This is a genomic window from Rossellomorea aquimaris (assembly GCF_000935355.1).
Lineage (GTDB): Bacteria > Bacillota > Bacilli > Bacillales > Bacillaceae_B > Rossellomorea > Rossellomorea aquimaris_B.
The window spans coordinates 986,556-1,011,476 of the sequence record NZ_JXZC01000001.1 but is presented as its reverse complement, the minus strand read 5'-3'; the positions used below and the strand labels follow the sequence as shown (position 1 = coordinate 1,011,476).

The following is a 24,921-nucleotide window of genomic DNA, read 5'->3' as shown; positions in this document are numbered from 1 at the left end:
TGCGGGCACCTTCTCTTTTTACTTTCATCAGCTTTCTTTCTTTTCGATATAAACCTGGTGAGGGTATGGAATTTCAATTCCATTTTGGTCAAGAGCTTCTTTTAGAGCTTTACGAAGCTTCCGTTCCACTCCCCATTGTTCCATGTTTTTCGTTTTGCATAGCACTCTCAATACTACATCTGAAGCGCCAAGTGTCTGAACACCTAACACATTTGGACCATCTACAATATTGCCATCTTCTTGAGCGATCGTGTCACAAACCTGCTGAAGCACGACCATCGCTTTGTCAATGTCATCATCATATGAAATCCCGATATCAACAAGTGCTCTCATATTTCCACGGGAATGATTGCTGACACTCGTAATTTCCCTATTTGGCACATAATGCAGAGTACCATCAAACCCACGTATATGAGTCGTTCTTAAACCAACCTCTTCTACAATCCCTGAGAAATTTCCAGTGGACACGTAATCCCCTACATCCACTTGCTTTTCCAATAGAATAAAGAATCCAGTCACTACATCACTTACTAATCCTTGTGCCCCAAAGCCGACTGCAAGGCCAACAATTCCTGCTCCGGCAAGAATAGCCGTTACCTGAATCCCAAAGATTTGTAAAATCGTAACAAAGAAAACGAAAATCAGAATGTATCCGATTATATTTTTTGAAAGACTTTGTAGTGTTTGGGCGCGGCCTTCAGAAACATCATTTCTCTTGCGGTACTTATCAAAGACTCTCTCAACCACTTTGTTAGCCGCACCTTTCACGATAATGAAAGCGATCCAAATCGCTACAATCTGTAAAGCGCCAATTCCGATCGTCACCAATAAACCGCCCCAATTAAAATTGGCAAGTCGGTCACTTAAAGCATTAAGACCAAGTATGTAATTCAATCCAAAACATCCTTCCATTAAATAATGACCATTCTAGTATACACAATTCACCATGGGACATGTCAAAGAGTATATCAAAATGCATATTGTTTTATTCCCCAGTTGAGAAATGGTAAACTTTATGTAGATGTTTAATCAGGCAGAAAAGTGAGTAAACTTCTATATTATAGGGAAAACCAAGTAAGGGATATTGTCAATAAATTATAATCATTTTAACATTAAATTGATTATAATTTGAGATTGACTAAAAAAAATTAATCCTATATAATTAAAATTGTGATTCAGAAAGGACAAGCCTTCCTTTCTCAGATAAAATATTTCATTAAAAACTCATTGGAGGGATTCACTCATGGCAGAACGCATGGTAGGCAAACAAGCTCCACGTTTTGAAATGGACGCTGTATTGCCAAACAAAGAATTCGGTAAGGTGTCACTGGAAGAAAATATGAAAAACGATAAGTGGACAGTATTGTTCTTCTACCCAATGGACTTCACTTTCGTTTGTCCAACTGAAATTACAGCAATGTCAGACCGCTACGATGAGTTCGAAGATTTAGATGCAGAAGTTATCGGTGTCTCTACAGACACTATTCATACACACTTAGCTTGGATCAACACAGACCGTAAAGAAAATGGTCTTGGTGAGTTAAGATACCCATTAGCTGCAGATACAAACCATAGCGTATCCAGCGAATACGGAGTGCTAATCGAAGATGAAGGTATCGCTCTTCGCGGACTATACATCATCAACCCGGAAGGGGAACTGCAATATCAAGTAGTATTCCACAACAATATCGGCCGTGACGTTGAAGAAACCCTACGTGTACTTCAAGCACTTCAAACTGGCGGACTTTGCCCGGCAAACTGGAAGCCAGGTCAGAAAACTTTATAATTTCTAAATGAATAAAGGCCTAACCGATTGTTAGGCCTTTTTCTTATCACATTCCATTAATTACAGGAGTAGGACAAATTCATCCTGTTGACAATAGAAATAATACTTAAGACAGATTGAAGGAGGCTCTATTAATGAAACTTCGTGAACCAATGCCTGATCTAACGGGCGCCACAGAATGGTTGAATGGAGAAGTAACAAAGGGGGATCTGGTGGGAGAAAAGCCGACGCTTATCCACTTCTGGTCCATCTCTTGTCACCTATGTAAAGAGGCCATGCCTCAAGTAAATGAATTCCGAGACAAATACAGTGATAAACTGAACGTGATGGCTGTTCATATGCCACGTTCTGAAGACGACCTTAACATGGAAGAAATCAAAAAGGTAGCGGCTGAGCACGATATCACTCAGCCAATCTTCGTAGACAGTGAGCATAAGTTAACTGATGCATTTGAAAATCAATACGTGCCAGCTTACTATGTATTTGATAAAGATGGGAATCTTCGTCACTTCCAAGCAGGAGGAAGCGGAATGAAAATGCTTGAAAAGCGTGTCAATCGTGTGTTGGATGAAATGGAAAAAAGCGAATGAGTTCAAACGTATTATGGAGAAGAGATCGGTCAAAAGACCGATCTTTTTTTGTGGATTCATTTTTACAATAAATAAGAATAATACGATTAGAAGGATAATTCATAAAAAAGTAAAAAATTCTAAAAAAGGGTAGATAAATATTTCGAAAGCCGATATATTTATTAGTACGTCGTTTTTTTCTGGAACATTGAAGGGAGAGAAATTATGGATACATTTAAAAAATTGAAAGCCTTTTATTGGCCTTATAAAAGGCATTTTATCATTTCAATGATCTTTTTGATCTTTGTTACAGGCATTACTGTTGTCTATCCAATGATCCTGCAAATCACGATCGATGATGTGATTCTGCAAGGGAACTACCAGTGGATTCCTTACCTGGCATTCGGGTTTATCGGCATCATGATAGTGAAGGGTGTTGCTACCTTTATTCAACAATATAATGGAGATCTATTCGGTATTACTTCCGTCTACAGACTGAGAAACGAACTGTATGAAAAGCTTCAGTTCCTTCCATTCAGTTACTACGATAATGCCAAAACAGGGGATCTCATGTCCCGGCTGACGGCAGATGTAGAAGCATTCCGTTTCTTCTTATCATTTGGTTTTTCCGAATTGCTTCGATTTTTCCTTTTGGTAACGGTAAGCTTTGGGGTTATGTTCTACTACTCACCTCAACTGACATTTGTCACCCTCGTTTCCTTACCATTTCTGGCGATTGCCGTATACAAATTTGATAAAGCGGTTCACCCGGCATTCAGGGGCATCAGAAAGTCATTCGGAAAGCTGAACACCAATGTACAAGAAAATATTTCAGGAATCAATACAGTAAAATCCTTATCCCGGGAAGATCATCAAATCAACAAATTCAACCGATCAAACGGTGATTATAAAGATAAGTACCTTTTCACCTCGGACATCTGGGCAAAGTACTTTCCATTAATGGAGTTCTTGGGAAATGTAAGCGTGGTGACACTCCTCGCATACGGTGGTTATCTGGTGATGAACGGCAACCTTCAACCAGGAGAGCTTGTCGCGTTTTACAGTTTAGTGTGGTACATTATCTGGCCGATCATGAATCTTGGATTTACGATTAACTTGTTTTCCCAATCGAAAGCATCAGGGGAACGTTTACTCGAGATACTTGAAGTGGATGAAGAAATAAAAGATCATCAAGATGTTCTTCACGTCGATCGAATGAAGGGTGAAGTGGAGTTCAAGCATGTGTCCCTGAATTACACCGTTCATGATGAAGCTGCACTGGAGGATATTTCCTTCAGAGCAGAACCCGGAAAAGTCATCGGTCTGATCGGAGGGACCGGCTCGGGTAAAACAAGTATCACACAACTCATTACGCGTTTCTATGAACCCGAAGAAGGAGAAATTCTCATTGATGGCCGGGACCTGAAAGACTACTCTTTAAAGTCCCTGCGCAAAAATATTGGATTCGTCCTTCAGGAGTCTTTCCTATTTTCCTCGACCATCAAAGCCAATATTTCGTACGGGCGACCTGAAGCAACCATGGATGAAATCATGGAAGCAGCCAAACGGGCACAAGCTCATGATTTCATTTCAGAATTGCCTGATGGCTACGACACAAGACTCGGAGAAAGAGGTTTAGGTCTTTCCGGTGGCCAAAAGCAGCGAATTGCCATAGCCCGTGCGATCTGTACAGATCCATCGATCCTGATCCTTGATGACGCTACAAGCGCCGTAGACATGGAAACCGAATTCAGAATTCAAAAAGCGCTGAAAGAAGTGATGTCGGATCGAACGACCTTTATCATTGCACACCGAATTTCGTCTCTTAAGCATGCAGACGAAATACTCGTACTGGAAAACGGGAAAGTCGTCGAAAGGGGAGTTCATGAATTCCTACTAAAGAATAATGGGCCGTATCAACGGATCTATGACATCCAATACAAGGACCAGAAAAAAATATTACAAACTCAGGAAGGGTAGGTGAGTGGATTTGAGTCAGAAAAACAAAGTGAACAAAAGCGTACTAAGCAGATTCCATTACTCTACAGATCAAGTGATTGATAAGCCGTTTAACTGGGAACAACTCTACCGGTTACTAACGTATTTAAAACCCTATTCTAAAAAACTTCTGCCCTTATCCATCATCACCGTTCTAATCACAACAGCAGTACGATTGATCGTACCTATTCTGATCGGGGTATACACATTAGACAAAGCAATCAGGCAGAAGGATTCCAATTTACTCTTTACACTAGTTGGAATTATCGCAGGACTCTATGTATTGAACTACGTTGCAAACGTGCTCAGGATCAGATGGATGAATCAGCTGGGGCAAGGGGTCATATACGATCTCAGAAAGCATCTTTTCAGCCATGTTCAATGGTTATCCCATCGCTTCTTTGATCAGAGGTCGGCCGGTTCCATCCTGGTCCGGATCATGAATGACATTAACTCCCTGCAGGAACTCTTCACAAACGGAGTTATAAATCTCTTGATGGATATCATTCTACTTATTGGAATCATCGTCATCCTATTTACGTTAAGTCCTGAGTTAACACTGGCCGTCATGGTCATTCTGCCAATCATGTTTTTTATTTCAACCAGCTTACGGAAAAACATCCGCAGATCCTGGCAGATGGTACGACTCAAGCAATCGAAGCTAAATTCCCATCTGAATGAAAGCATTCAGGGGATCCGTGTTACTCAATCATTCACTCAAGAAAAAGAAAACATGGCCTTCTTCGATGGGGTAAACACCGAAAACTTCGATAGCTGGAGAACAGCCACAAAGAAAAATGCCATGTTCCGCCCGCTGGTAGAATTGACAAACGCCATAGGGACAGCGGTCCTCATATGGTACGGTGCCCATCTCATTCAAGGCGGCTCATTGGAACTCGGAGAATTCGTTTCATTCGCCTTCTACCTGGGGATGTTCTGGGAACCTATTTCAAGGCTAGGTCAAGTATATAATCAACTACTGATCGGTATGGCTTCATCAGAGCGTATCTTTGAATTCCTCGATGAACAACCGATTGTAAATGAAAAAACGAATGCAGTGAACCTGACTGACATCAAAGGAAGAATTCAATTTGAGAATGTTGAATTCTCCTACGATGACAAACGAAAAGCATTGCAAAACATTAACCTTGAAATGAAAGCCGGCCAAACCGTCGCATTAGTCGGTCATACCGGTTCAGGAAAAACCACGATTGCCAACCTTATCAGCCGTTTTTACGACCCGACGAAAGGTGAAGTGAAGATTGATGGGGTGAACCTGAGGGATGCATCCGTTTCAAGCTTAAGAAGCCAAATCAGCATCGTCCTTCAGGATACCTTCATCTTCTCCGGAACGATCATGGATAACATCCGATTTGGACGTCCAGATGCTACGGACGAAGAGGTTAAGAAAGCCGCCGAAGCAATCGGAGCTGATGAATTCATCGAGAAGCTTTCTAATGGATACGAGACCGAAGTTGAAGAACGGGGGAACGTATTATCAGTCGGTGAAAGACAATTACTGTCATTCGCCCGGGCACTCTTGGCAAACCCGAGAATCATCATATTGGATGAAGCGACAGCATCCATCGATACAGAAACAGAAGTCAAAATCCAAAACGCACTGAAAAAACTACTGAACGGCCGGACCGCGATCATCATCGCCCACCGCCTATCCACGATCCGTGAATCGGACAATATCTTTGTTCTGGAAAATGGAAGAATCAAAGAATCCGGTAACCACGATGAGCTAATGGAGCAGCAGGGTGATTATTATGAGCTGGTTAAATCGCAGTTCAGAATGTTGGATGCGATGTGAGTTTGGAGGAGCCCTGCACTGGTGTGTGCGGGGTTTTTTTGTTGTGGTTATGGTAGAGGGAGTGGTGTTGGGAGGTGGTATAGGGGCGTAGGGGTAATGCGGAATTTGTCGAGTTATGGGTAATGGCAGATAAATTCTGAATCAGGCAGATAAGAGCCCCCCAGACAAAATTCTCGCATAAAGTTAGAGAGCTTTGTATCAGAGTTTTTATCGATTCAACAAAATTATTGCAAGCTCCATCAGACTGCCAAAGAATTAACGAACACTTCTCATCTCCTTATCAAACACCACACCCAATACATACCATCCCCCATTGAAAAGGAAATCATCTCTGGAGTGCAGTGCATTTCATGTATGTCATATTCCATGATTCGTCACAGATGTTCGTGGTTATGCCCATCATGCGGGTACTATGACAGAATTGCCCATGTGCAAGCCATTTATGACTTCCTGTTATTAAAGGGTCCTACTATAAGCAATAGGAAGGCTAGAGAATTTCTGGGCATTGAATCCCAGAAAATCACTCATAGAATCCTCAACACTATGAACTTAGTAACCAAAGGTAAGGGCAAAGGAACAACCTATTCTCTCCCAAAAAACTTCCCCCACCAAAATCTATAGCCAAAACCAACCCAAGCAACATCATTGCCAACCACCCTAAAAACCCCTAATATAAAGGTAGAACTAATGTTTGTGAAAAACGTCACAAAATATTCATGTTCAACACATCACAAACTCATTTTCAGGTTTTATAATGGACCATAAGTGATAAACAGGAGGAAAGAGCTGTTTACGAAAAAAAGTAATTCGGTAGGGGGAGTAGTGAATGGTTTTGGATAGTGTGGTTTTGAGTAGAATGCTCACGTCGACAACCCTTGCATTCCATATTATATTTGCGACGATTGGGGTAGGGGTGCCGATCATGATTGCCATTGCAGAGTTTATGGGGATCAAACGGAATGATCCCCATTATCTATTGCTTGCGAGAAGATGGGCAAGGGGATTTACCATTACAGTTGCGGTGGGGGTTGTAACCGGTACAGCCATAGGGTTGCAGCTGTCCTTATTATGGCCTTCGTTTATGCAGGTGGCCGGACAGTTGATTGCCCTGCCCTTATTTATGGAAACTTTTGCGTTTTTCTTTGAGGCTATCTTTTTAGGAATCTATCTTTATACTTGGGACCGATTTAAGAATAAGTGGATTCACTGGCTGCTGACGATTCCCGTTATGATTGGTTCTTCAGCTTCTGCGTTGTTCATTACGACGGTGAATGCGTTTATGAACACGCCTCAAGGGTTTGAATTGGAAAATGGGAAAGCAATTAATATCGATCCGATTGCTGCGATGTTGAATCCGGCAACTCCTACAAAAGTGTTTCACGTATTGACGACTGCCTATTTAACATCTGCTTTAGTGTTGGCGGCGATTACGGCATTTGCGATTCTTCGTAAGAAAGGCGGGGAGTATCATAAGAAAGCCCTGCGTTTAACGATGGTTTCTGCACTGATTTTCGCTTTTGCCACTGCTTTGGCAGGGGACTTATCAGCCAAATTCCTGGCGGAGTATCAGCCTGAGAAGCTCGCCGCAGCAGAATGGCACTTTGAAACGGAAGAGAATGCGGATCTGATCGTATTTGGAACACTGGATGAAAATAATGAGGTCCATAATGAGATACGCTTACCCGGATTCTTAAGTTTTCTGGCAGGGAGTTCTTTTGAAACAGAGGTTATTGGTCTGAATGAATTTCCTGAAGATGAGCGGCCGCCTTTATGGATTCACTATATGTTCGACCTGATGGTATCAATTGGATTTTACAGTATCTTTATTTCAGCTGCATTTATTTTATTCTGGAAGTGGAAGAAGCGAAATGAATGGAACAAGCCTCTTTTATGGGGTATTGTAGCGAGTGGACCACTTGCGATGCTGGCGATTGAATTTGGTTGGATTTATGCCGAGGTGGGGCGACAGCCGTGGATCATGAGAGGGTATATGAAAGTGGCAGATGCTGCAACGAAAGCCGATGGAGTAGGCTTGACGTTTGCGTTGTTTGTTGGTCTTTATATCCTCCTGGGCGTACTATGTGTGGTTGTATTAATCAAAATGTTCAAAAACAAGCCTGCAGAGGCGGAATTAGAACAACGTTTTCCTAAGAAAGCGAGTTAATGAGAAATAAAAGGGCTCCTTCTTTAGTAGTCGAGGAGAAGGGGCTTCAAGCTTTAAGGGAGGAATGGGCATGAGTTTGGAAGTAGTAGGGATTACCGTATTGTGGATATTCCTTTACGGGTACCTTATTGTGGCATCGATTGATTTCGGGGCTGGCTTCTTCGCCTTTTATGGAAGAATGAAAGGCAAGGAGCATACATTAAACGTGTTGATCAGCAGATATCTTTCTCCGGTATGGGAAGTAACAAACGTCTTTTTTGTCTTCTTCTTTGTGGGTCTTGTCGGTTTTTTTCCCGACGCAGCCTATTATTATGGAACGGCATTATTACTTCCGGGAAGTATCGCCATCATCTTGATTGCCATAAGGGGAAGCTTCTATGCATTTGGAAATTACGGCTCAAAGGATAATATCGTGTATCTGTTTTTATACGGAGCAACCGGGTTATTAATTCCTGCTTCTCTATCGACGGCATTAACGATCTCAGAAGGCGGGTTTCTGGAAGAAAAGGGAGATAAGGTCATCTTCTTGGCCGGGGAGCTTTTTACCAGTCCTTATTCATGGAGTGTGGTGGCACTCTCCATTGTGTCGGTGTTATTTATTAGTGCGACTTTTCTAACCTATTATGCAAACCGTGCAGGGGATATGGATTCCAGGGAGGAATTAAGAAAGTTTTCTCTGTTTTGGAGTCCACCGACCATTCTTGCAAGCTTATTAGTGTTTGTGTCTTTAAGAGAGCATAATGCAGAGCATTTTACAAAGGCCATTGATATTTGGTGGATGTTTGGGTTATCACTCCTATGCTTCTTCGGTGCATCACTCTTAATCTATCTGCGTAAGAATTTTGGAACTGCCTTTATTTTGGTTATGCTGCAATTCTTCTTTGCCTTCTTTGGCTACGGTGCATCGCATTTACCTTATATTCTAAAACCGTTCATTACGATTGAAACGAGTGTAACGAATCCAACAATGGGAATGGCACTGGTAATCGTCTTCATAGCAGGGTTGCTTTTATTGATTCCATCTCTTTACTTGTTAATGAGACTGTTTTTATTTGATGCAGATTATGTTAAAGGTAAGAAGTGATGATGGAAGAGGGTGTTGTTAAAATGCTCCTCTAAATTTAATACAGGGAACGACAGGGAGAAATTTCATTTTCTCCTTTTTTTTGTGCTAAAATATAGAATATATAGAGTGCGGGGGGATGTAGGGTGAAAAAAGAGTTTGTGGTTGTTGGATTAGGGCGATTTGGAGGCAGTATTGTACGTTCATTATCCGATCAAGGCATGGAAGTTATGGCGATTGATCAGGATGAAGATAAAGTAAATGAATTCTCTTCTATTGCCTCTCATGCGGTAGTGGCAGATTCAACGGATGAATCCGTTTTAAAGAGCCTGGGAATCAGAAATTTTGATCACGTCATTGTGGCTATTGGAGACGATATCCAATCCAGTATCTTAACTACCTTGATGATGAAAGAAATCGGCGTGAAGAACATTACAGTCAAGGCTCAAAATGATTATCATGAAAAAGTATTACGGAAAATAGGTGCGAACCAAGTCGTTCATCCAGAGCGCGACATGGGAAGAAGGATTGCTCATAATATCGTTTCGAATAATGTACTGGATTACTTAGAGCTATCGGATGAGCACTCCATCGTGGAGATTGTGGCGAATGAAAACCTGAGCGGGAACTCGTTGATCGATCTGGATATCCGTGCTCAATTCGGAATCAATATTGTGGCGATTAAAAGGCAAAAGGATATTATTGTGTCTCCCCAAGCCGATGAACAGATTCGTGAAGGAGATATCCTGATCGTAATCGGGGCGGATACGGATATTAACCGTTTTGAAAAGAAGGTTTTATAATAAAGAAGAGGCTGCCCTTTATATCGGGGCAGCCTCTTTTTTGATAGATCAGACTTCCATAATGATTGGTAAAATCATAGGACGACGTTTTGTTTTTTCATATAGGAATGGAGCCAGTGTATCTGTGATTTCATTTTTGATTTCTGACCATTGAGAAGTTCTTCTCTCAAGAACTTTGTTCAGATGTTTAGAAATAAGTGTTTGAGCTTCATTGATAAGATCACCTGATTCACGCATGTACACAAATCCTCTTGAAATCAGGTCCGGTCCAGAAGCAATCTTGAAATCTTTCATATCGATGCTTACCACTACGATGACTAAGCCTTCTTCAGAAAGGATACGGCGGTCACGAAGGACGATATTACCGATATCACCAATACCGCTTCCGTCGATATAGACGTTTCCAGAAGGGATTTTACCAGCAACTTGTGCGGAGTCATTGCTTAATGCAAGTACCTCACCATTGTCCATTATGAAGCAGTTATCAGGCTGTACTCCACAATCTACACCAAGCTGTGCGTGCATCTTCTGCATGCGGAATTCACCATGTATCGGCATAAAGAAGGTAGGATTCATCAGGCGGAGCATTAACTTCATCTCTTGTTGTCCACCATGACCGGATGTATGGATATCACTTAATGGGCCATGAATGACTTCTGCTCCAGCACGATATAATAGGTTGATTGTGCGATTTACACTGATCGTATTTCCAGGGATCGGTGAAGAAGAGAATACAACTGTGTCACCAGGCTGGATCTGAATCTGACGGTGAGTACCGTTTGCGATTCTTGATAATGCAGCCATTGGTTCACCCTGGGAACCTGTGCATAATATCGCGACTTCATTCGCAGGTAAACGATTTATTTGGTTATGTTCAATGAATGTATCTTTAGGGGCGTTGATATACCCTAATTCTTGACCAATCGTAATGGCCGCTTCCATGCTTCTTCCAAATACAGCGACTTTTCTATTATGAAAGACAGCTGCTTCAACCACTTGTTGTAAACGGTGAATATTAGAAGCGAAAGTAGCGAATATAACACGACCGTCCACTTTGCGGAAAATGTCATTGATGCTTTCTCCGACTTTACGTTCCGACATTGTGAAGTTTGGAACTTCAGCGTTTGTACTATCAGATAGAAGACAAAGTACGCCTTCTTTTCCGATTTCAGCCATTTTGGTTAAGTTCGCGGGTTCACCAACCGGCGTGAAATCAAATTTAAAGTCACCTGTGTGTACAACATTACCAGGTGGTGTTTTCACGACAATTCCGTATGAATCCGGAATACTGTGAGTCGTTCTGAAGAAGGTTACGGACGTCTTGCGGAATTTAACGATGTCATCTTCTTTGATTACATTAAGTTTCGCATTTCGTAATAGACCGTGCTCTTCAAGCTTGTTTTTAATAAGTCCCAGTGCGAGCTTCCCGCCGTAAATCGGGATGTTTAATTCGCGAAGTAAATAAGGGATTCCACCAATATGGTCTTCATGTCCATGTGTCACGAAAAGCCCTTTGATTTTGTCTGCATTCTTCACCAGATACGTATAGTCTGGGATTACGTAATCGATGCCTAGCAGTTCGTCTTCAGGAAACTTGATTCCTGCATCGATCAGGATGATTTCGTCTTGGAATTGTACGCCGTATGTGTTTTTACCGATTTCACCTAAACCGCCAAGGGCAAATACTGCGGTTTGGTCATTCTTGACAAATTTCATTTAATTATTGCTCCAACTCGAAAGAATGATGGTTTTCTTCATACTCTAAAAAAGCGCCCTCTAGCTTTTGTACGAATTCAATGTTATACGGTTTGTCTTTTAATTTCAGGCGTACTTCACGTTCTGAATCTGCTTCCATGTAAAGAGATTGAGTGCATTCGCGAACAGGCACTTCTGCTTTACTTTCTTGATAAAATACTTTAAAAATCATGTTTTTTCTCTCTCCTTATCCGTTTTCAAAAAATCTAACTTTCATCTATGATAAAAAAGTTATCAACTACATAACAAAAGCGGCGTCATAAACCCTATCCGCATAAAACCTTAATCCGGTTGAGGGATGTGTGTGGATTATGAAGAATAGGGCTAGACGCTGGAGCTGGACATTAGAGGGCTGGTTTCCCTGCTAATAGGTATAGATATACCATTGTGGTCTGAACAGTTACTATGTTCATATATGGCTCATTTACGCCCTGTGGTAAAAAAACGATTGATAAAAGTATCATTTCCTTAACACAGGGCGACCTTTCAGTATGTATGAAAGGTGAGTGAAATCCATCTTTCACGAGAATTCACCATAGCGGGCAGTCCTAACTCTAACTCTTCGAAATGAACCTATCATTTAAATAGGGATGAATCATCTTGTTTATGTATGCTATAAATTATAAAGGATTCTTTCATGTAAATAAAGTTTTTGCAAGAATCCTTCATTAAAACATTACAAAAATAGAGAAGAGGGACTGAACCAATGGAGACGAAAAAGCTCACTAGTGGCATCAGTCCCTTATTATTTGTGTAAACGTATGACAGTATAGCCGAATGACATGTATTTTAGTAGTGTGACTGCCTGATTTCGTTCAGCAGATAAAAAAACTATGCAATCGTTTTTTTTCTAAGCAATTCTTTCCACTGTTTTAAAAGCTTTTTCCTGAGCTTTTTTAACATGGTGGATCACTCCTTATCAATAGTTTACCGAGATTTTCCTTTGAAGTAAAGGAACAATAAATACCGACGTCTCTGTTGTCTTACTTATATTGTACGGAATTTATTGAATCTCTTACATGGTTAAGTTTGGTAAATGAAGCTGTTTGGGCTCATTCATTGACTTTTAAGCCGTAAAGGATTACTTTAAACAACGGGTAAAAGAGATGAAAGATCGATAATGTATGAAAAGGAGAACGGTTATGTCTAAAATAGTTTTCTTCGATATAGATGGTACACTGCTTGACCACGATAAGAAGCTGCCTCAAGCAACGAAAGAAGCCATCCAAACACTACAATCAAACGGCACTTATGTTGCGATTGCAACTGGCAGAGCCCCATTTATGTATGAGAGTCTGAGGGAAGAGTTAGGGATTGAATCCTTTGTTTCCTTCAATGGTCAATATGTGGTTTTTGAAAATGAGGTCATCTATACCAATCCATTAAAAATAGAGACGTTGGAAGAGTTACTGGAGGATACGTATTCTAAGGAACATCCGGTGGTTCACTTAAACCATGAAACGATGAAGTCAAACCAAAGACACCATGAATATATTGAAGAAAGTATGAGAAGTTTAAAATTTCCACATCCTGATTATGCTCCTGAATTTTATAAAGGGAGAGATATTTATCAATCCTTGTTGTTTTGTACAAAAGAAGCAGAAAGCTTTTATCGGGAGAAATACAATGATTTCACGTTCATTCGCTGGCATCAGTACTCAATGGATATACTGCCAAAAGGTGGATCGAAAGCAGAAGGCATTAAGAAGATGATCGCTAAGCTCGGCTTTAAAATGGAAGACGTTTACGCGTTTGGAGACGGATTAAATGATATTGAAATGATTCAGTCCGTTGGTACAGGTGTTGCCATGGGAAATGCCGTCCAAGAAGTACAAAAACATGCAAATTTGATTACAAAACACGTAGATGATAATGGAATATACCATGGTTTAAAGGAACTGGAATTAATCTAATTGAAAAAGACTTCTTCGGAAAACAGGAAGAAGTCTTTTTTTATTATCGTTCAATGGCGATTGCATCCGGAATCGGCTCGAATGGGTTATTCGGGTTGATGTGGTCATAGAACATGATTCCATTCAAATGATCGATTTCATGCTGGAACACGATGGATGGTAATCCCTTTAAACGCAGTTTCACTTCGTTTCCATCCACATCCCAGCCTTTTACCGTCACCCTGGCATATCGAGGAACAAATCCAGGGACATTTCTATCTACTGACAGACAACCTTCACCTGATGTTAAATAAGCTTTCTCGATTGAGTGACTGATAATTTTCGGGTTGAATAAAGCATAACTGTGTAATTTTCCTTGATTGTCTGTCACATTCACAGCCAGCATTCGCTTAGAAATATTGATTTGAGGCGCAGCGAGGCCAATCCCGGGTCTAAGGCCATATTTATGTGCTGTTTCAGGATTTTGACTGTTTATTACATACTCCAATAAGCTTCTTAATGTTTCCCGGTCTTCATTTGATGGCGGGATAGGCACTTCCTTTGCCACCATTGTTAATGTTGGGTGGCCCTCCCGGATGATGTCATTCATGGTAATCATTGATCTTCCTCCTCAGGTACAATAGAGATATGAATGGATAGGCAATATATGTCCTTAAATAACACTTGAAGACATGTTCTAATGATCAATCACTTCTCTACTTTATATATTAAGATAATCTACTATGTATGATAATAGTCTATCATTTTACATCGGAAAAGTTAACGAATCAGGTTTAAGGTGGAATACTCACCAGTTAAATGTCATAATCATTTTAATAGGAAGAATTGTCTAATCGACATTTTTTTCCACAGTTGTAAATCCCTATTGTCAAATGTTGTAGACATAGATATAGTAGAAGGTGGTAAATAGTTAAGGGGGATCTAGTTGTGTCGAAATTTCGTTTTGCTTTCATTTTAGGAGCCGCTATCTTTGTATTGATGGGCTGTGTTGGTGGTTCTTCACCCGAGGAGAATATGTACAATGTTCTTGAAGAAACAGTATCCAAAGAAGGGCAATATGTTGAAGTTCAAAAGCCTCTTCAAGAGTTAGAAGAAAAAGAAAAAGAAATTTATACTAAGATTATGGATCTTGGGATGAAAGAGTTTGACCAAATTGTAAAACTTTCCGACGAAGCTCTGGAAAACATCAAAAAAAGAAAAGAATACATAGATAAAGAGCGTACGTCCATGAGTGAAGCCGAAGAAGAGTTTGCGAAAGCAGACGAATATGTAGATAAGTTAGAAAACGAAGATCTTAAAAAAGAAGCCGAAAAGCTGGGGAAAACGATGGAAGAACGCTATCAGCTTCATGAAAAGCTAACATCTTCTTATCTGGATGTGCTGTCTCTGGATAAAGAACTTTATAATATGTTCAAAAAGAAAGAACTCACATTGGAAGAGCTTGAGAAACAAATCTCTTCTATTAATGAACAATATGAAAAAATAGTGAAGTTCAACGAGGACTACAATAAAAAGACAGAAGAATTTAATAAGCTGAAACAAGAATTTTATTCCAATGCCGGTCTTGATGTGAAAGACTCAGAATAAGATGGATAAAAAGTGGTAGAAGAGGAAAACTTCCTCATCTACCACTTTTTTTATCATTTCACTTAAAAAATATTCTGAATCCCTATCAAGTCTCAAGGTCATAATGGGGTTATGAGGAATTACGGTATTCTTACTCTATAACAGATGCGATTGTTTCCGATGTTTATATATAACAGTAGATGAGGAAGTATTGATACAGTTTTGAAAAGAAATGGCAGAAAAAATTTGAAGGTTGTTTGGAATCATTAATTTATAATACTTTGTCGTTGACTTCCTGAATTTCTATATTGTAAACTAGTAAAGGTATTTATGAATTGTATTAGTCTTTATGGAATTTAGACTGATACAGATAAGCTCGAATGTAATTTCGGGTTTTCTTTCTTGGTATTTGTGGAAAACTACTAATAGTGTGTGTATCCTCAAGTATTGTGGTAGGTCATACTGAATTTGGGTAATCTAAACTTTGTATGTAAAAAAACCAAAATAAATGTATAAAGAAAGGATAGGTGACTTCGATGGCTTCTAAATCAAAGAAGGCACAATTCGATGCAGTTAAGACGCTCGAACAAATTGAAGACAAGTTTGAAATGTTCCAAATTTTGAACGAAGAAGGCGAAGTAGTAAACGAAGATGCAATGCCGGAGATCTCTGATGAGGATCTGCAGGAATTAATGCGTCGTATGGTTTATACTCGTATTCTTGATCAAAGATCAATCTCCCTGAACCGTCAAGGACGTTTAGGTTTCTATGCACCAACAGCTGGACAGGAGGCATCACAAATTGCTTCTCACTTTGCTCTGGAGAAGGAAGATTGGATCCTGCCAGGTTACCGTGATGTTCCACAGATCGTTTGGCACGGTCTTCCTTTGGCTCAAGCGTTCTTATTCTCACGTGGACACTTCAAAGGGAATCAGCCTCCAGAAGGAGTGAATGTATTATCACCACAGATCATCATCGGTGCTCAATACATCCAAACTGCCGGGGTGGCATTAGGTCTTAAGAAACGTGGTAAGAAAGCTGTTGCCGTTACATATACAGGTGACGGTGGTTCTTCACAAGGTGATTTCTACGAAGGAATTAACTTTGCAGGTGCGTACGCAGCTCCAGCGATTTTCGTTGTTCAAAACAACCAGTTCGCCATCTCAACACCACGTGATAAGCAAACAGCCGGCCGTACAATTGCGCAAAAAGCAGTTGCAGCTGGTATCCCTGGTATATTAGTGGATGGAATGGATCCATTAGCAGTGTATTCAGCTACATTAGAGGCCCGTAACCGTGCTGTAAATGGTGAAGGTCCTTCACTGATTGAAACACTTTGCTACCGTTATGGCCCACATACGATGGCTGGTGATGATCCAACTCGCTACCGTACTTCAGAAATGGATACTGACTGGGAAAAGAAAGATCCATTGGTGCGTTTCCGTAAATTCCTGGAAGGTAAAGGATTATGGAGTGAAGAGAAAGAAAACGAAGTGATTGAAGAAGCGAAAGAAGATATCAAACAAGCAATTAAAGAAGCAGACGGAACTCCTAAACAAAAAGTTACTGATTTCATTAACAATATGTATGAAGAGCTTCCTTACAACTTGAAAGAACAATTAGAAATCTACAAAGAAAAGGAGTCGAAATAAGCCATGGCGCAAATGACAATGATTCAAGCGATCACTGATGCACTGCGCACAGAACTACGCAACAACGAAGACGTTTTAGTTTTTGGTGAGGACGTAGGTCTAAACGGTGGTGTATTCCGTGCAACGGAAGGACTTCAGAAAGAATTCGGTGAAGACCGCGTATTCGATACTCCACTAGCAGAATCAGGAATCGGTGGTTTAGCAATCGGTTTAGCATTAGAAGGATACCGTCCAGTACCTGAAATCCAATTCTTCGGTTTCGTATATGAAGTAATGGACTCAGTAAGTGGACAAATGGCGCGTATGCGTTACCGTTCAGGTGGAACGTATACTTCCCCAATCACAATCCGTTCCCCATTCGGTGGTGGAGTACATACTCCAGAACTTCATGCGGACAGCTTAGAAGGATTGATGGCTCAGCAACCTGGTCTGAAAGTTGTTATCCCATCAACACCATATGACGCAAAAGGTTTATTAATTTCATCCATCCGCGATAATGACCCTGTCATTTTCTTAGAGCATATGAAATTATACCGTTCATTCCGTCAAGAGGTTCCAGAAGAGGAATACACAATCGAACTTGGTAAAGCGGATGTTAAACGCGAAGGTACAGACCTTTCCATCATTACTTACGGAGCAATGGTACACGAATCATTAAAAGCGGCTGAAGAACTGGAAAAAGAAGGACATTCAGTCGAAGTAATCGATTTACGTACTGTTAGCCCGCTGGACATCGATACGATTATGGCATCTGTTGAGAAAACAAACCGTGCCATCGTTGTTCAAGAAGCTCAAAAACAAGCTGGTATCGCAGCGAACGTGGTTGCTGAAATCAATGACCGTGCGATTCTTAGTCTTGAAGCACCAGTACTTCGTGTAGCGGCACCAGATACAGTTTACTCTTTCTCTCAAGCGGAGCCTATCTGGTTACCAAACCATAAAGACGTGCTTGAAACTGCGAAAAAAGTACTTAACTTTTAATGGGTAAGGAGTTTTTATAGCTCCCCCCTAGATATTCAAAGGAGAACAGAAGGGCAATCCACCCTTCTCTTTTCCAATTGTAGATATAAGAAAATCAGACAGAGATAAAATATTACATTCATCTATTTTTAATCATTATTCAATACAGGAGGTAGAGTCCATGTCATTCGAATTCAAATTACCAGACATTGGTGAAGGTATTCATGAAGGTGAAATCGTAAAATGGTTTGTTAAGCCTGGCGATAAAGTTGAAGAAGACGATGTACTATGTGAAGTCCAAAATGATAAAGCAGTAGTAGAAATTCCATCTCCGGTAGCAGGAACAGTTGAAGAACTTCTTGTTGACGAAGGTACTGTAGCGGTTGTAGGTGACACACTGATTAAGTTCGATGCTCCTGGATACGAAGATCTTCAGTTCAAAGGTGACGATGGAGAGAAGAAAGAAGCTCCTAAAGCTGATGAGAAAACAAAAGGTCAAGTTCAAGGATCTGCTGAATCTGGACAAGATGTCAAGAAAGAAGCTGCTCCTGAAACAAAGGAAGAATCAACAGGTCAAGATGCTGAAGTTGATCCTAATAAGCGTGTGATCGCTATGCCTTCCGTTCGTAAATACGCTAGAGAAAACGGCGTGGAAATTCGCCAAGTATCCGGTTCTGGTAAAAACGGACGTGTTGTCAAGGAAGATATCGATGCATTCTTAAGCGGAGATTCTAAGCCGGCTGAAACTGCTGAAGAAGCTAAAACAGAAGAAAAAGCACCAGAAGCTGATTCTAAAAAAGCTGCTCCTAAAGCACCAGAGGGTGAATACCCTGAAACTCGCGAGAAAATGAGTGGTATGCGTAAAGCAATTGCGAAAGCAATGGTTAACTCTAAACATACAGCTCCTCACGTAACATTAATGGATGAAATCGATGTGACAAAACTTTGGGCTCACCGCAAGAAGTTCAAAGAAGTTGCAGCTGAAAAAGGTATTAAATTAACATTCTTACCATACATCGTTAAAGCATTAACAAGTGCATTACGTGAATACCCTGCTCTAAACACATCTATTGATGATTCAACGAGCGAAATCGTACAAAAACATTATTACAACATTGGTATCGCAGCGGATACTGACAAAGGACTATTAGTACCTGTTGTGAAAAATGCTGATCGTAAATCCATGTTCTCAATTTCAAATGAAATTAACGAACTGGCTGGAAAAGCTCGTGATGGTAAGCTTTCAGGTGATGAAATGAAAGGTGCTTCATGTACAATCACGAATATTGGTTCTGCCGGTGGACAATGGTTCACTCCAGTAATCAACCATCCAGAGGTTGCCATCCTTGGAGTCGGACGTATTGCAGAAAAACCTGTAGTTAAAAATGGTGAAATTGTAGCCGCACCTGTGTTAGCATTATCATTGAGCTTCGATCACCGAATGATCGACGGAGCTACTGCTCAACATGCACTTAACCATATCAAGCGTTTGTTGAACGATCCAGAATTATTATTAATGGAGGCGTAATACAATGGTAGTAGGAGATTTCCCAATTGAAACAGATACTATAGTAGTCGGTTCAGGTCCCGGAGGATATGTTGCTGCAATCCGTGCAGCGCAGCTGGGGCAAAAAGTGACAATCATCGAAAAAGAAAACATGGGTGGAGTATGCTTGAACGTTGGTTGTATCCCATCTAAAGCTCTAATCACAGCGGGTCACCGTTTTCATCAGGCTCAACATTCTGATGACATGGGGATCGTAGCTGAAAATGTAAAAGTGAATTTTGATAAAGTTCAAGAGTGGAAAGCTGGAGTGGTTAAGAAATTAACTGGCGGTGTTGAAGGTCTTCTTAAAGGAAACAAAGCAGAAATCGTTCGCGGTGAAGCTTACCTTGTAGATACTAATACATTGCGTGTGATGGACGACAACTCTGCTCAAACATACAAGTTCAAAAACTTGATCCTTGCAACTGGTTCACGTCCAATCGAAATCCCTAGCTTCAAGTTCTCAAAACGCGTCATCGATTCAACAGGAGCTCTTGCTCTTACTGAAATTCCAGAGAAGCTTGTGGTAATCGGTGGAGGTTACATCGGAACTGAACTTGGTACTGCTTACGCAAACCTTGGATCCCAAGTAACGATTTTAGAAGGTGCCGACGATATCCTTAGCGGTTTCGAAAAGCAAATGACTACGGTCGTGAAAAAAGGTCTTAAGAAAAAAGGCGTCGAGGTTGTAACGAAAGCAATGGCTAAAGGCGTTGAAGAGAGCGATAGCGGCGTTGTCGTTAAATATGAAGTAAAAGGTGAAGAGAAAACGGTTGAAGCTGATTACGTGCTTGTAACAGTTGGCCGTCGTCCAAATACGGATGAAATCGGTCTTGAAGAAGTTGGCATCGAGATGTCAGACCGCGGTGTTGTCAAAATTGATAAGCAGTGCCGTACGAACATCCCTAACATCTTCGCAATCGGTGACATCGTGGATGGACCACCACTTGCTCACAAAGCTTCTTACGAAGGTAAAATTGCTGCTGAAGTCATCTCAGGTGAACCGGCAGAAATCGATTACCTTGGTATACCTGCTGTGTGTTTCACAGATCCTGAATTAGCGACAGTAGGTTATTCTGAAGCGCAAGCGAAAGAAGAAGGCATCGAAGTGATCGCTGCTAAATTCCCATTCGCTGCTAATGGCCGTGCATTGGCTCTTAATGCGAGTGATGGTTTCATGAAGCTTGTTACTCGTAAAGAAGACGGTTTAATTATCGGAGCACAAATCGTAGGTTCCGGTGCTTCAGATATGATAGCTGAATTAGGACTGGCGATTGAATCAGGTATGACTGCTGAAGACGTTGCGATGACGATCCATGCTCACCCTACATTAGGTGAGATTTCCATGGAAGCAGCAGAAGTTGCTATGGGTAGCCCAATTCATATCGTAAAATAATGTAACAAATCGAGGATGATCCCAGCTTGCTGGGATCATCCTTTTTTTATTTGTTACCAAGAATAAAAGGGATTGAAGCAATAATGCGCTTCAATCCCTTTTTTACAATTGTTATTATTCCCAACTTTCAATTGCAGTTGAAACGGGTTTTATAATGTCTTCTTTGGAAATATCGCCTTCCACTTTACATATGACCTGATTATTTTCTACGACTACGATTGCAGGTGAAGTCGGGGGAGAATCTGCTATTTCATTAGGTGCCTCAGTATTGAGGCTGACAACCTTCAAACGTTTAAGGTCATCAGGATATTGTTTTTTCAGCTCAATGATTGCATCGTAATAGGGTATTTCTTTAGAAACGTTGCGTTCATCCGTAAAGAATATAACCTGCTTTTCTATAAATTGATCTTCTGCTAAAACAACCTTGTTCGAAGAAATATAGTCACATGAAGTCAAAAGCAACATCGTGGAAATGATTAATATTGATAAAGTGAGTGTATGTTTCATACATCATCCTCTTTTCTTAAACGATGCTATGAACTTTAATTTGTAAATAAATAACTTTTATACTGATCTTACGTCACATTTTATCATATGAAAAATCGTAAAAGGGTCAAGTCATTGAAATGTTACATAATTGAAAAGACATACATAATGAAAGTAATCTTAAAAGAATATACTATATTAATACGACGATTGAAGGTTGCTCTAAGACTTTATTATCTAATCGTCAGGTTTCAATTCAGGTTTCAATTCATGAATAGGGGTAAATAAAAAGAAGGAAGTTTAAAATAAATCACTTAAAGGGTGTAATAAACATGAAATCGTATATTGCATTTTTGGTTCAAATGATTTTATGGAGTGTTTTCTATATAGCTGAATGGATGTCTGATAAAGATCATTTAGAATATAAGTGGATCATGTTTGTTATATTCTTTTACTTAGCTTTTATTGCCGCCAAGAAAATCGTTCAATCAAGAAAGCTGACCTTATTTATTACATCTTTCAGTTTAACGTGTTTCTTTGCCTTCAAAGTTGTATTTGAAAATGTAATGGAAATATTTTAATTCTTTCCCAGATTCATTTAAGAATATGTTAAAATATTCAAAGTGAATACGGAAAGGTGAGAGACATGAAAAAGATTTTAGCAACCGGCTTAACCCTACTACTATTAACAGCATGTTCCGGTGAACCAACAACCACCAACGAAGAAACCAAGAAACCCGATCATTCTGAAATGGAAGAAGAAAGCGGCAAGACAACTGAGGTTGACTCTTCAGCAGAGAAAAACACTGAACAGGAAGAGACAAGTGAACCTTCAGAAGAGGTAGTTCAAACAAAGGACTATACAATCAATGAAAATAACTGGAGCATTAATCCTATAGGTGATGCGAATCCTAAAGTAGTTCTCCTTACGATCGATGATGCACCAGATCAACACGCCTTACAAATGGCAAAAGATCTTAAAGCGCTGAACGCTCCTGCTATCTTCTTTGTAAATGGTCATTTTCTTGAAACACCTGAAGAGAAAGAGACTTTAAAAAAGATTCATGACATGGGATTTACGATTGGAAATCATACGTATAGTCATAGCAGTCTGAAAGAAATCAGTCCTGAAAAACAAAAAGAAGAGATCGTGTCCCTAAATGATCTTATTGAATCCATCATTGGGGAACGACCTAAATTCTTCAGAGCTCCATTTGGTCAGAATACTGACTATAGCCGCCAAATTGCAGCAGAAGAAAAGATGTCACTGATGAACTGGACATACGGATATGATTGGGAAAAGCAATATCAGAACAAAGATGCGATCACCGATATTATGATTAACAGCCCTTACCTGAATGATGGGGCAAATCTTCTCATGCATGATCGCACGTGGACGAGCGAGGGCTTATCCGATATTGTAAAGGGCCTTCGGAATAAGGGATATGAGACTCTCGATCCCAATAGAATAAAAACCATTGAATAACTCTTAAAGCTGCATGAAGAATCTCTTCTTTATGCAGCTTTTTTCATTGCGCCTGCGAAAATGTGCAAAAACTCTTTGAATTTCTTTAAAAACTGTTCATGTTAATGAAAACACTTACATATAGTTTAATCTTTAATAGTATGGTTAATTAAAAGAATGAAAAGTTAAATATGTTATACAATTTAGGCTTGATATTTTAAATGTGTTATATTATTATAGAAGCAGATAAGATAAAGCGTTTACAAAAAACATCGCGAAGGAGAGGAAAAAAGATGGGAACAATTGTATGTCAATCATGTCTTGGCACTATCGAGCATTATGAGGATGAGAAGGTTTCTGTTTTATTCTCTAACTGCTGTGACTGCAACGACGACAAAGAATTAGACGACTGATACCTGCTAAGGGGAGCAGGGAGTGAAAGTGTCTTAAAGGGGTTCTAATAAATAAAAGGATGAAGAAGGGCGGGACCTTCTTCATCCTTTTTTGTTTATCTTATAGCTCTGTGCTCTTTAATTACTCTCAAGTGACGCAAATCATAATCTTCAGGTCCTTGTACTGGCAGACCTGCTTCTATATTGGTTTTAATATAATTGATGTTTTCCTGTGTGATGATTTCACCAGGGATGAAAATCGGAATTCCTGGAGGGTAGACCATAATAAATTCAGCGATTGTTCTTCCGACAGACTCATCAATTGGAATGACCTCGGTATCTGCATAAAACGCATCCCGGGGAGTAATGGAGAGAACCGGGATATCAGGAAGCATCACTTTAACAGGTGTCATTTCTCCCTGTTTCTTAAGACTTGTCACAAGTTCTTTTAAAGCAATGACCAATTGATTTCCCTCAACCTCGGTGTCACCAGGTGTGATGATGCAAAGGATATTATAAAGGTCAGACATCTCAACCTCGATATTATGAGCTTCCCGTAGCCACTTCTCAGCATCAAATCCACTGATCCCTAAATCCTTCACGGACACAATCAACTTTGTTGGATCATAGGCATAGGTAGCTTTCGTTCCAAGGATCTCTTCACCAACACAGTACAAATCGTCAATTTCGTTGATCTGTCTTCTAATATCCTGCGACAGTTCAATCGTCTTGGTGATGAGCTCATGTCCTTCAGTGGCCAGCCGTTTTCTGGCAACATCGAGGGAAGCCAGTAATAAGTAGGAAGTCGAAGTGGTCGTCAACATACTTAAAATGGTTTGCACCCGTTTCGATGAAACAAGTCCCTCTTTCATGTTAAGGACAGAGCTCTGAGTCATAGAACCACCAAGTTTGTGAACGCTGGTAGCCGCTAGGTCAGCACCTGCCTGCATTGCTGAAAGGGGTAGCTCGTCATGGAAATGTATATGAACGCCATGAGCTTCATCCACAAGTACTGGAACATTATATGAATGGGAGATTTCTACAATCTTCTTAAGGTCTGCAGAAATCCCAAAATAAGTTGGATTTATGACCAGAACACCCTTGGCATCGGGATTTTGGTCCAATGCTTTGGCTACAGCATCTGTTGTGATTCCATGAGAGATACCTAAGTCCTCATCAATGTCCGGGTGGATAAAGATAGGAATAGCTCCTGAGAATACAATTGCAGACATAACCGATTTATGGACGTTTCTAGGAACAATGATCTTGTCGCCAGGTCCACATACACTCATTACCATTGTCATAATGGCACCACTTGTTCCTTGAACTGAGAAGAATGTATGATCGGCACCAAATGCTTCGGCGGCAAGGTCCTGAGCTTTTTTTATCATTCCCTTGGGCTGATGTAAATCATCTAAAGGACCGATGTTAATCAAATCGATGGAAAGAGCATTCTCCCCGATGAAATCCTTAAAATCAGGATCCATACCTGCCCCTTTTTTATGACCTGGGATATGGAATTGGACGGGATTTTTTTTACTATGTTCAATTAAGCCGGTAAACAACGGCGTTTCATTCTGAGACAATTCAT

22 protein-coding genes are annotated in these 24,921 nt (G+C 40.3%); 16 read left to right on the top strand and 6 right to left on the bottom strand.

Annotation, left to right across the window (positions count from 1 at the left end; translation table 11 throughout):
• Window positions 1–27: 27 nt before the first annotated feature.
• A complete protein-coding gene (locus TV75_RS05090; protein ID WP_253275468.1) occupies window positions 28–894 on the bottom strand; it encodes a mechanosensitive ion channel family protein in 867 nt (288 codons plus the stop codon).
• Between the two features lie 349 nt (window positions 895–1,243).
• Here TV75_RS05090 and TV75_RS05085 point away from each other — a divergent pair, with 349 nt between their 5' ends.
• The 7 genes from TV75_RS05085 to TV75_RS05055 all read left to right on the top strand — a co-directional run bounded on the left by TV75_RS05085 (window position 1,244) and on the right by TV75_RS05055 (window position 10,199).
• Window positions 1,244–1,786, top strand: coding sequence for a peroxiredoxin (locus tag TV75_RS05085; RefSeq protein ID WP_044337555.1), 543 nt, complete (start codon window positions 1,244–1,246; stop codon window positions 1,784–1,786).
• 134 nt (window positions 1,787–1,920) lie between these two features.
• Window positions 1,921–2,376, top strand: coding sequence for a TlpA family protein disulfide reductase (locus TV75_RS05080; RefSeq protein ID WP_044337554.1), 456 nt, complete (start codon window positions 1,921–1,923; stop codon window positions 2,374–2,376).
• Between the two features lie 204 nt (window positions 2,377–2,580).
• Entirely contained in the window at window positions 2,581–4,335 is a 1,755-nt protein-coding gene (locus TV75_RS05075) for an ABC transporter ATP-binding protein (RefSeq protein WP_044337553.1), read from the top strand.
• Window positions 4,336–4,339: 4 nt separating this feature from the next.
• Complete coding sequence (locus TV75_RS05070) at window positions 4,340–6,169, top strand: ABC transporter ATP-binding protein (protein WP_156142317.1); 1,830 nt, start codon at window positions 4,340–4,342, stop codon at window positions 6,167–6,169.
• A gap of 826 nt (window positions 6,170–6,995) precedes the next feature.
• Window positions 6,996–8,333 (top strand): cytochrome ubiquinol oxidase subunit I, encoded by a 1,338-nt coding sequence (locus TV75_RS05065; protein WP_044337552.1) that lies wholly within the window; start codon window positions 6,996–6,998, stop codon window positions 8,331–8,333.
• A gap of 70 nt (window positions 8,334–8,403) precedes the next feature.
• The gene (locus tag TV75_RS05060) at window positions 8,404–9,417 is read left to right on the top strand and encodes a cytochrome d ubiquinol oxidase subunit II (protein ID WP_044337551.1); all 1,014 of its coding nucleotides are present in this window, start codon (window positions 8,404–8,406) and stop codon (window positions 9,415–9,417) included.
• Between the two features lie 125 nt (window positions 9,418–9,542).
• Window positions 9,543–10,199: a potassium channel family protein gene (locus TV75_RS05055; protein ID WP_044337550.1), complete on the top strand. Its 657-nt coding sequence runs from the start codon at window positions 9,543–9,545 to the stop codon at window positions 10,197–10,199.
• Window positions 10,200–10,247: 48 nt separating this feature from the next.
• Here the strand turns inward: TV75_RS05055 and rnjA are convergent, their stop codons facing one another.
• Both rnjA and TV75_RS05045 read right to left on the bottom strand, forming a co-directional pair.
• Window positions 10,248–11,915, bottom strand: a complete 1,668-nt coding sequence (gene rnjA / locus TV75_RS05050; protein ID WP_044337549.1) for a ribonuclease J1 — start codon at window positions 11,913–11,915, stop codon at window positions 10,248–10,250.
• Window positions 11,916–11,919: 4 nt separating this feature from the next.
• On the bottom strand, window positions 11,920–12,126 hold the full coding sequence (locus tag TV75_RS05045) for a DNA-dependent RNA polymerase subunit epsilon (RefSeq protein ID WP_044337548.1): 207 nt from the start codon (window positions 12,124–12,126) through the stop codon (window positions 11,920–11,922).
• A gap of 970 nt (window positions 12,127–13,096) precedes the next feature.
• On the opposite strand from TV75_RS05045, the gene TV75_RS05040 reads away from it, so the two are divergent.
• On the top strand, window positions 13,097–13,867 hold the full coding sequence (locus TV75_RS05040; protein ID WP_044337547.1) for a Cof-type HAD-IIB family hydrolase: 771 nt from the start codon (window positions 13,097–13,099) through the stop codon (window positions 13,865–13,867).
• Between the two features lie 43 nt (window positions 13,868–13,910).
• On the opposite strand, the gene def is transcribed toward TV75_RS05040, so the two are convergent.
• On the bottom strand, window positions 13,911–14,465 hold the full coding sequence (def, locus tag TV75_RS05035; protein ID WP_044337546.1) for a peptide deformylase: 555 nt from the start codon (window positions 14,463–14,465) through the stop codon (window positions 13,911–13,913).
• 329 nt (window positions 14,466–14,794) lie between these two features.
• Between def and TV75_RS05030 the strand changes: the two genes are divergently transcribed.
• The 5 genes from TV75_RS05030 (at window position 14,795) to lpdA (ending at window position 20,987) form a co-directional block, all read left to right on the top strand.
• Window positions 14,795–15,454 carry a YkyA family protein gene (locus TV75_RS05030; RefSeq protein ID WP_253275467.1) on the top strand — a complete coding sequence of 220 codons (660 nt, stop codon included), beginning with the start codon at window positions 14,795–14,797 and terminating at the stop codon, window positions 15,452–15,454.
• 515 nt (window positions 15,455–15,969) lie between these two features.
• Window positions 15,970–17,085, top strand: a complete 1,116-nt coding sequence (gene pdhA, locus TV75_RS05025; protein ID WP_044337545.1) for a pyruvate dehydrogenase (acetyl-transferring) E1 component subunit alpha — start codon at window positions 15,970–15,972, stop codon at window positions 17,083–17,085.
• Between the two features lie 3 nt (window positions 17,086–17,088).
• Entirely contained in the window at window positions 17,089–18,066 is a 978-nt protein-coding gene (locus tag TV75_RS05020; RefSeq protein ID WP_044337544.1) for an alpha-ketoacid dehydrogenase subunit beta, read from the top strand.
• Window positions 18,067–18,226: 160 nt separating this feature from the next.
• Window positions 18,227–19,573, top strand: a complete 1,347-nt coding sequence (locus TV75_RS05015; RefSeq protein ID WP_044337543.1) for a dihydrolipoamide acetyltransferase family protein — start codon at window positions 18,227–18,229, stop codon at window positions 19,571–19,573.
• Window positions 19,574–19,577: 4 nt separating this feature from the next.
• Window positions 19,578–20,987, top strand: a complete 1,410-nt coding sequence (gene lpdA / locus TV75_RS05010) for a dihydrolipoyl dehydrogenase (RefSeq protein WP_044337542.1) — start codon at window positions 19,578–19,580, stop codon at window positions 20,985–20,987.
• A 114-nt stretch (window positions 20,988–21,101) separates the two neighbouring features.
• On the opposite strand, the gene TV75_RS05005 is transcribed toward lpdA, so the two are convergent.
• Window positions 21,102–21,494 (bottom strand): hypothetical protein, encoded by a 393-nt coding sequence (locus tag TV75_RS05005; RefSeq protein ID WP_052504422.1) that lies wholly within the window; start codon window positions 21,492–21,494, stop codon window positions 21,102–21,104.
• A 311-nt stretch (window positions 21,495–21,805) separates the two neighbouring features.
• Here TV75_RS05005 and TV75_RS05000 point away from each other — a divergent pair, with 311 nt between their 5' ends.
• The 3 genes from TV75_RS05000 to TV75_RS21370 all read left to right on the top strand — a co-directional run bounded on the left by TV75_RS05000 (window position 21,806) and on the right by TV75_RS21370 (window position 23,351).
• A complete protein-coding gene (locus TV75_RS05000; RefSeq protein ID WP_044337541.1) occupies window positions 21,806–22,054 on the top strand; it encodes a hypothetical protein in 249 nt (82 codons plus the stop codon).
• A 65-nt stretch (window positions 22,055–22,119) separates the two neighbouring features.
• A complete protein-coding gene (locus TV75_RS04995; protein WP_044337540.1) occupies window positions 22,120–22,959 on the top strand; it encodes a polysaccharide deacetylase family protein in 840 nt (279 codons plus the stop codon).
• Between the two features lie 272 nt (window positions 22,960–23,231).
• Window positions 23,232–23,351, top strand: coding sequence for a GapA-binding peptide SR1P (locus TV75_RS21370; RefSeq protein WP_082051137.1), 120 nt, complete (start codon window positions 23,232–23,234; stop codon window positions 23,349–23,351).
• Between the two features lie 95 nt (window positions 23,352–23,446).
• Here TV75_RS21370 and TV75_RS04990 read toward each other — a convergent pair whose 3' ends face one another.
• Window positions 23,447–24,916 carry an aminotransferase class I/II-fold pyridoxal phosphate-dependent enzyme gene (locus TV75_RS04990; protein WP_044337539.1) on the bottom strand — a complete coding sequence of 490 codons (1,470 nt, stop codon included), beginning with the start codon at window positions 24,914–24,916 and terminating at the stop codon, window positions 23,447–23,449.
• Between the last annotated feature and the right edge of the window lie 5 nt (window positions 24,917–24,921).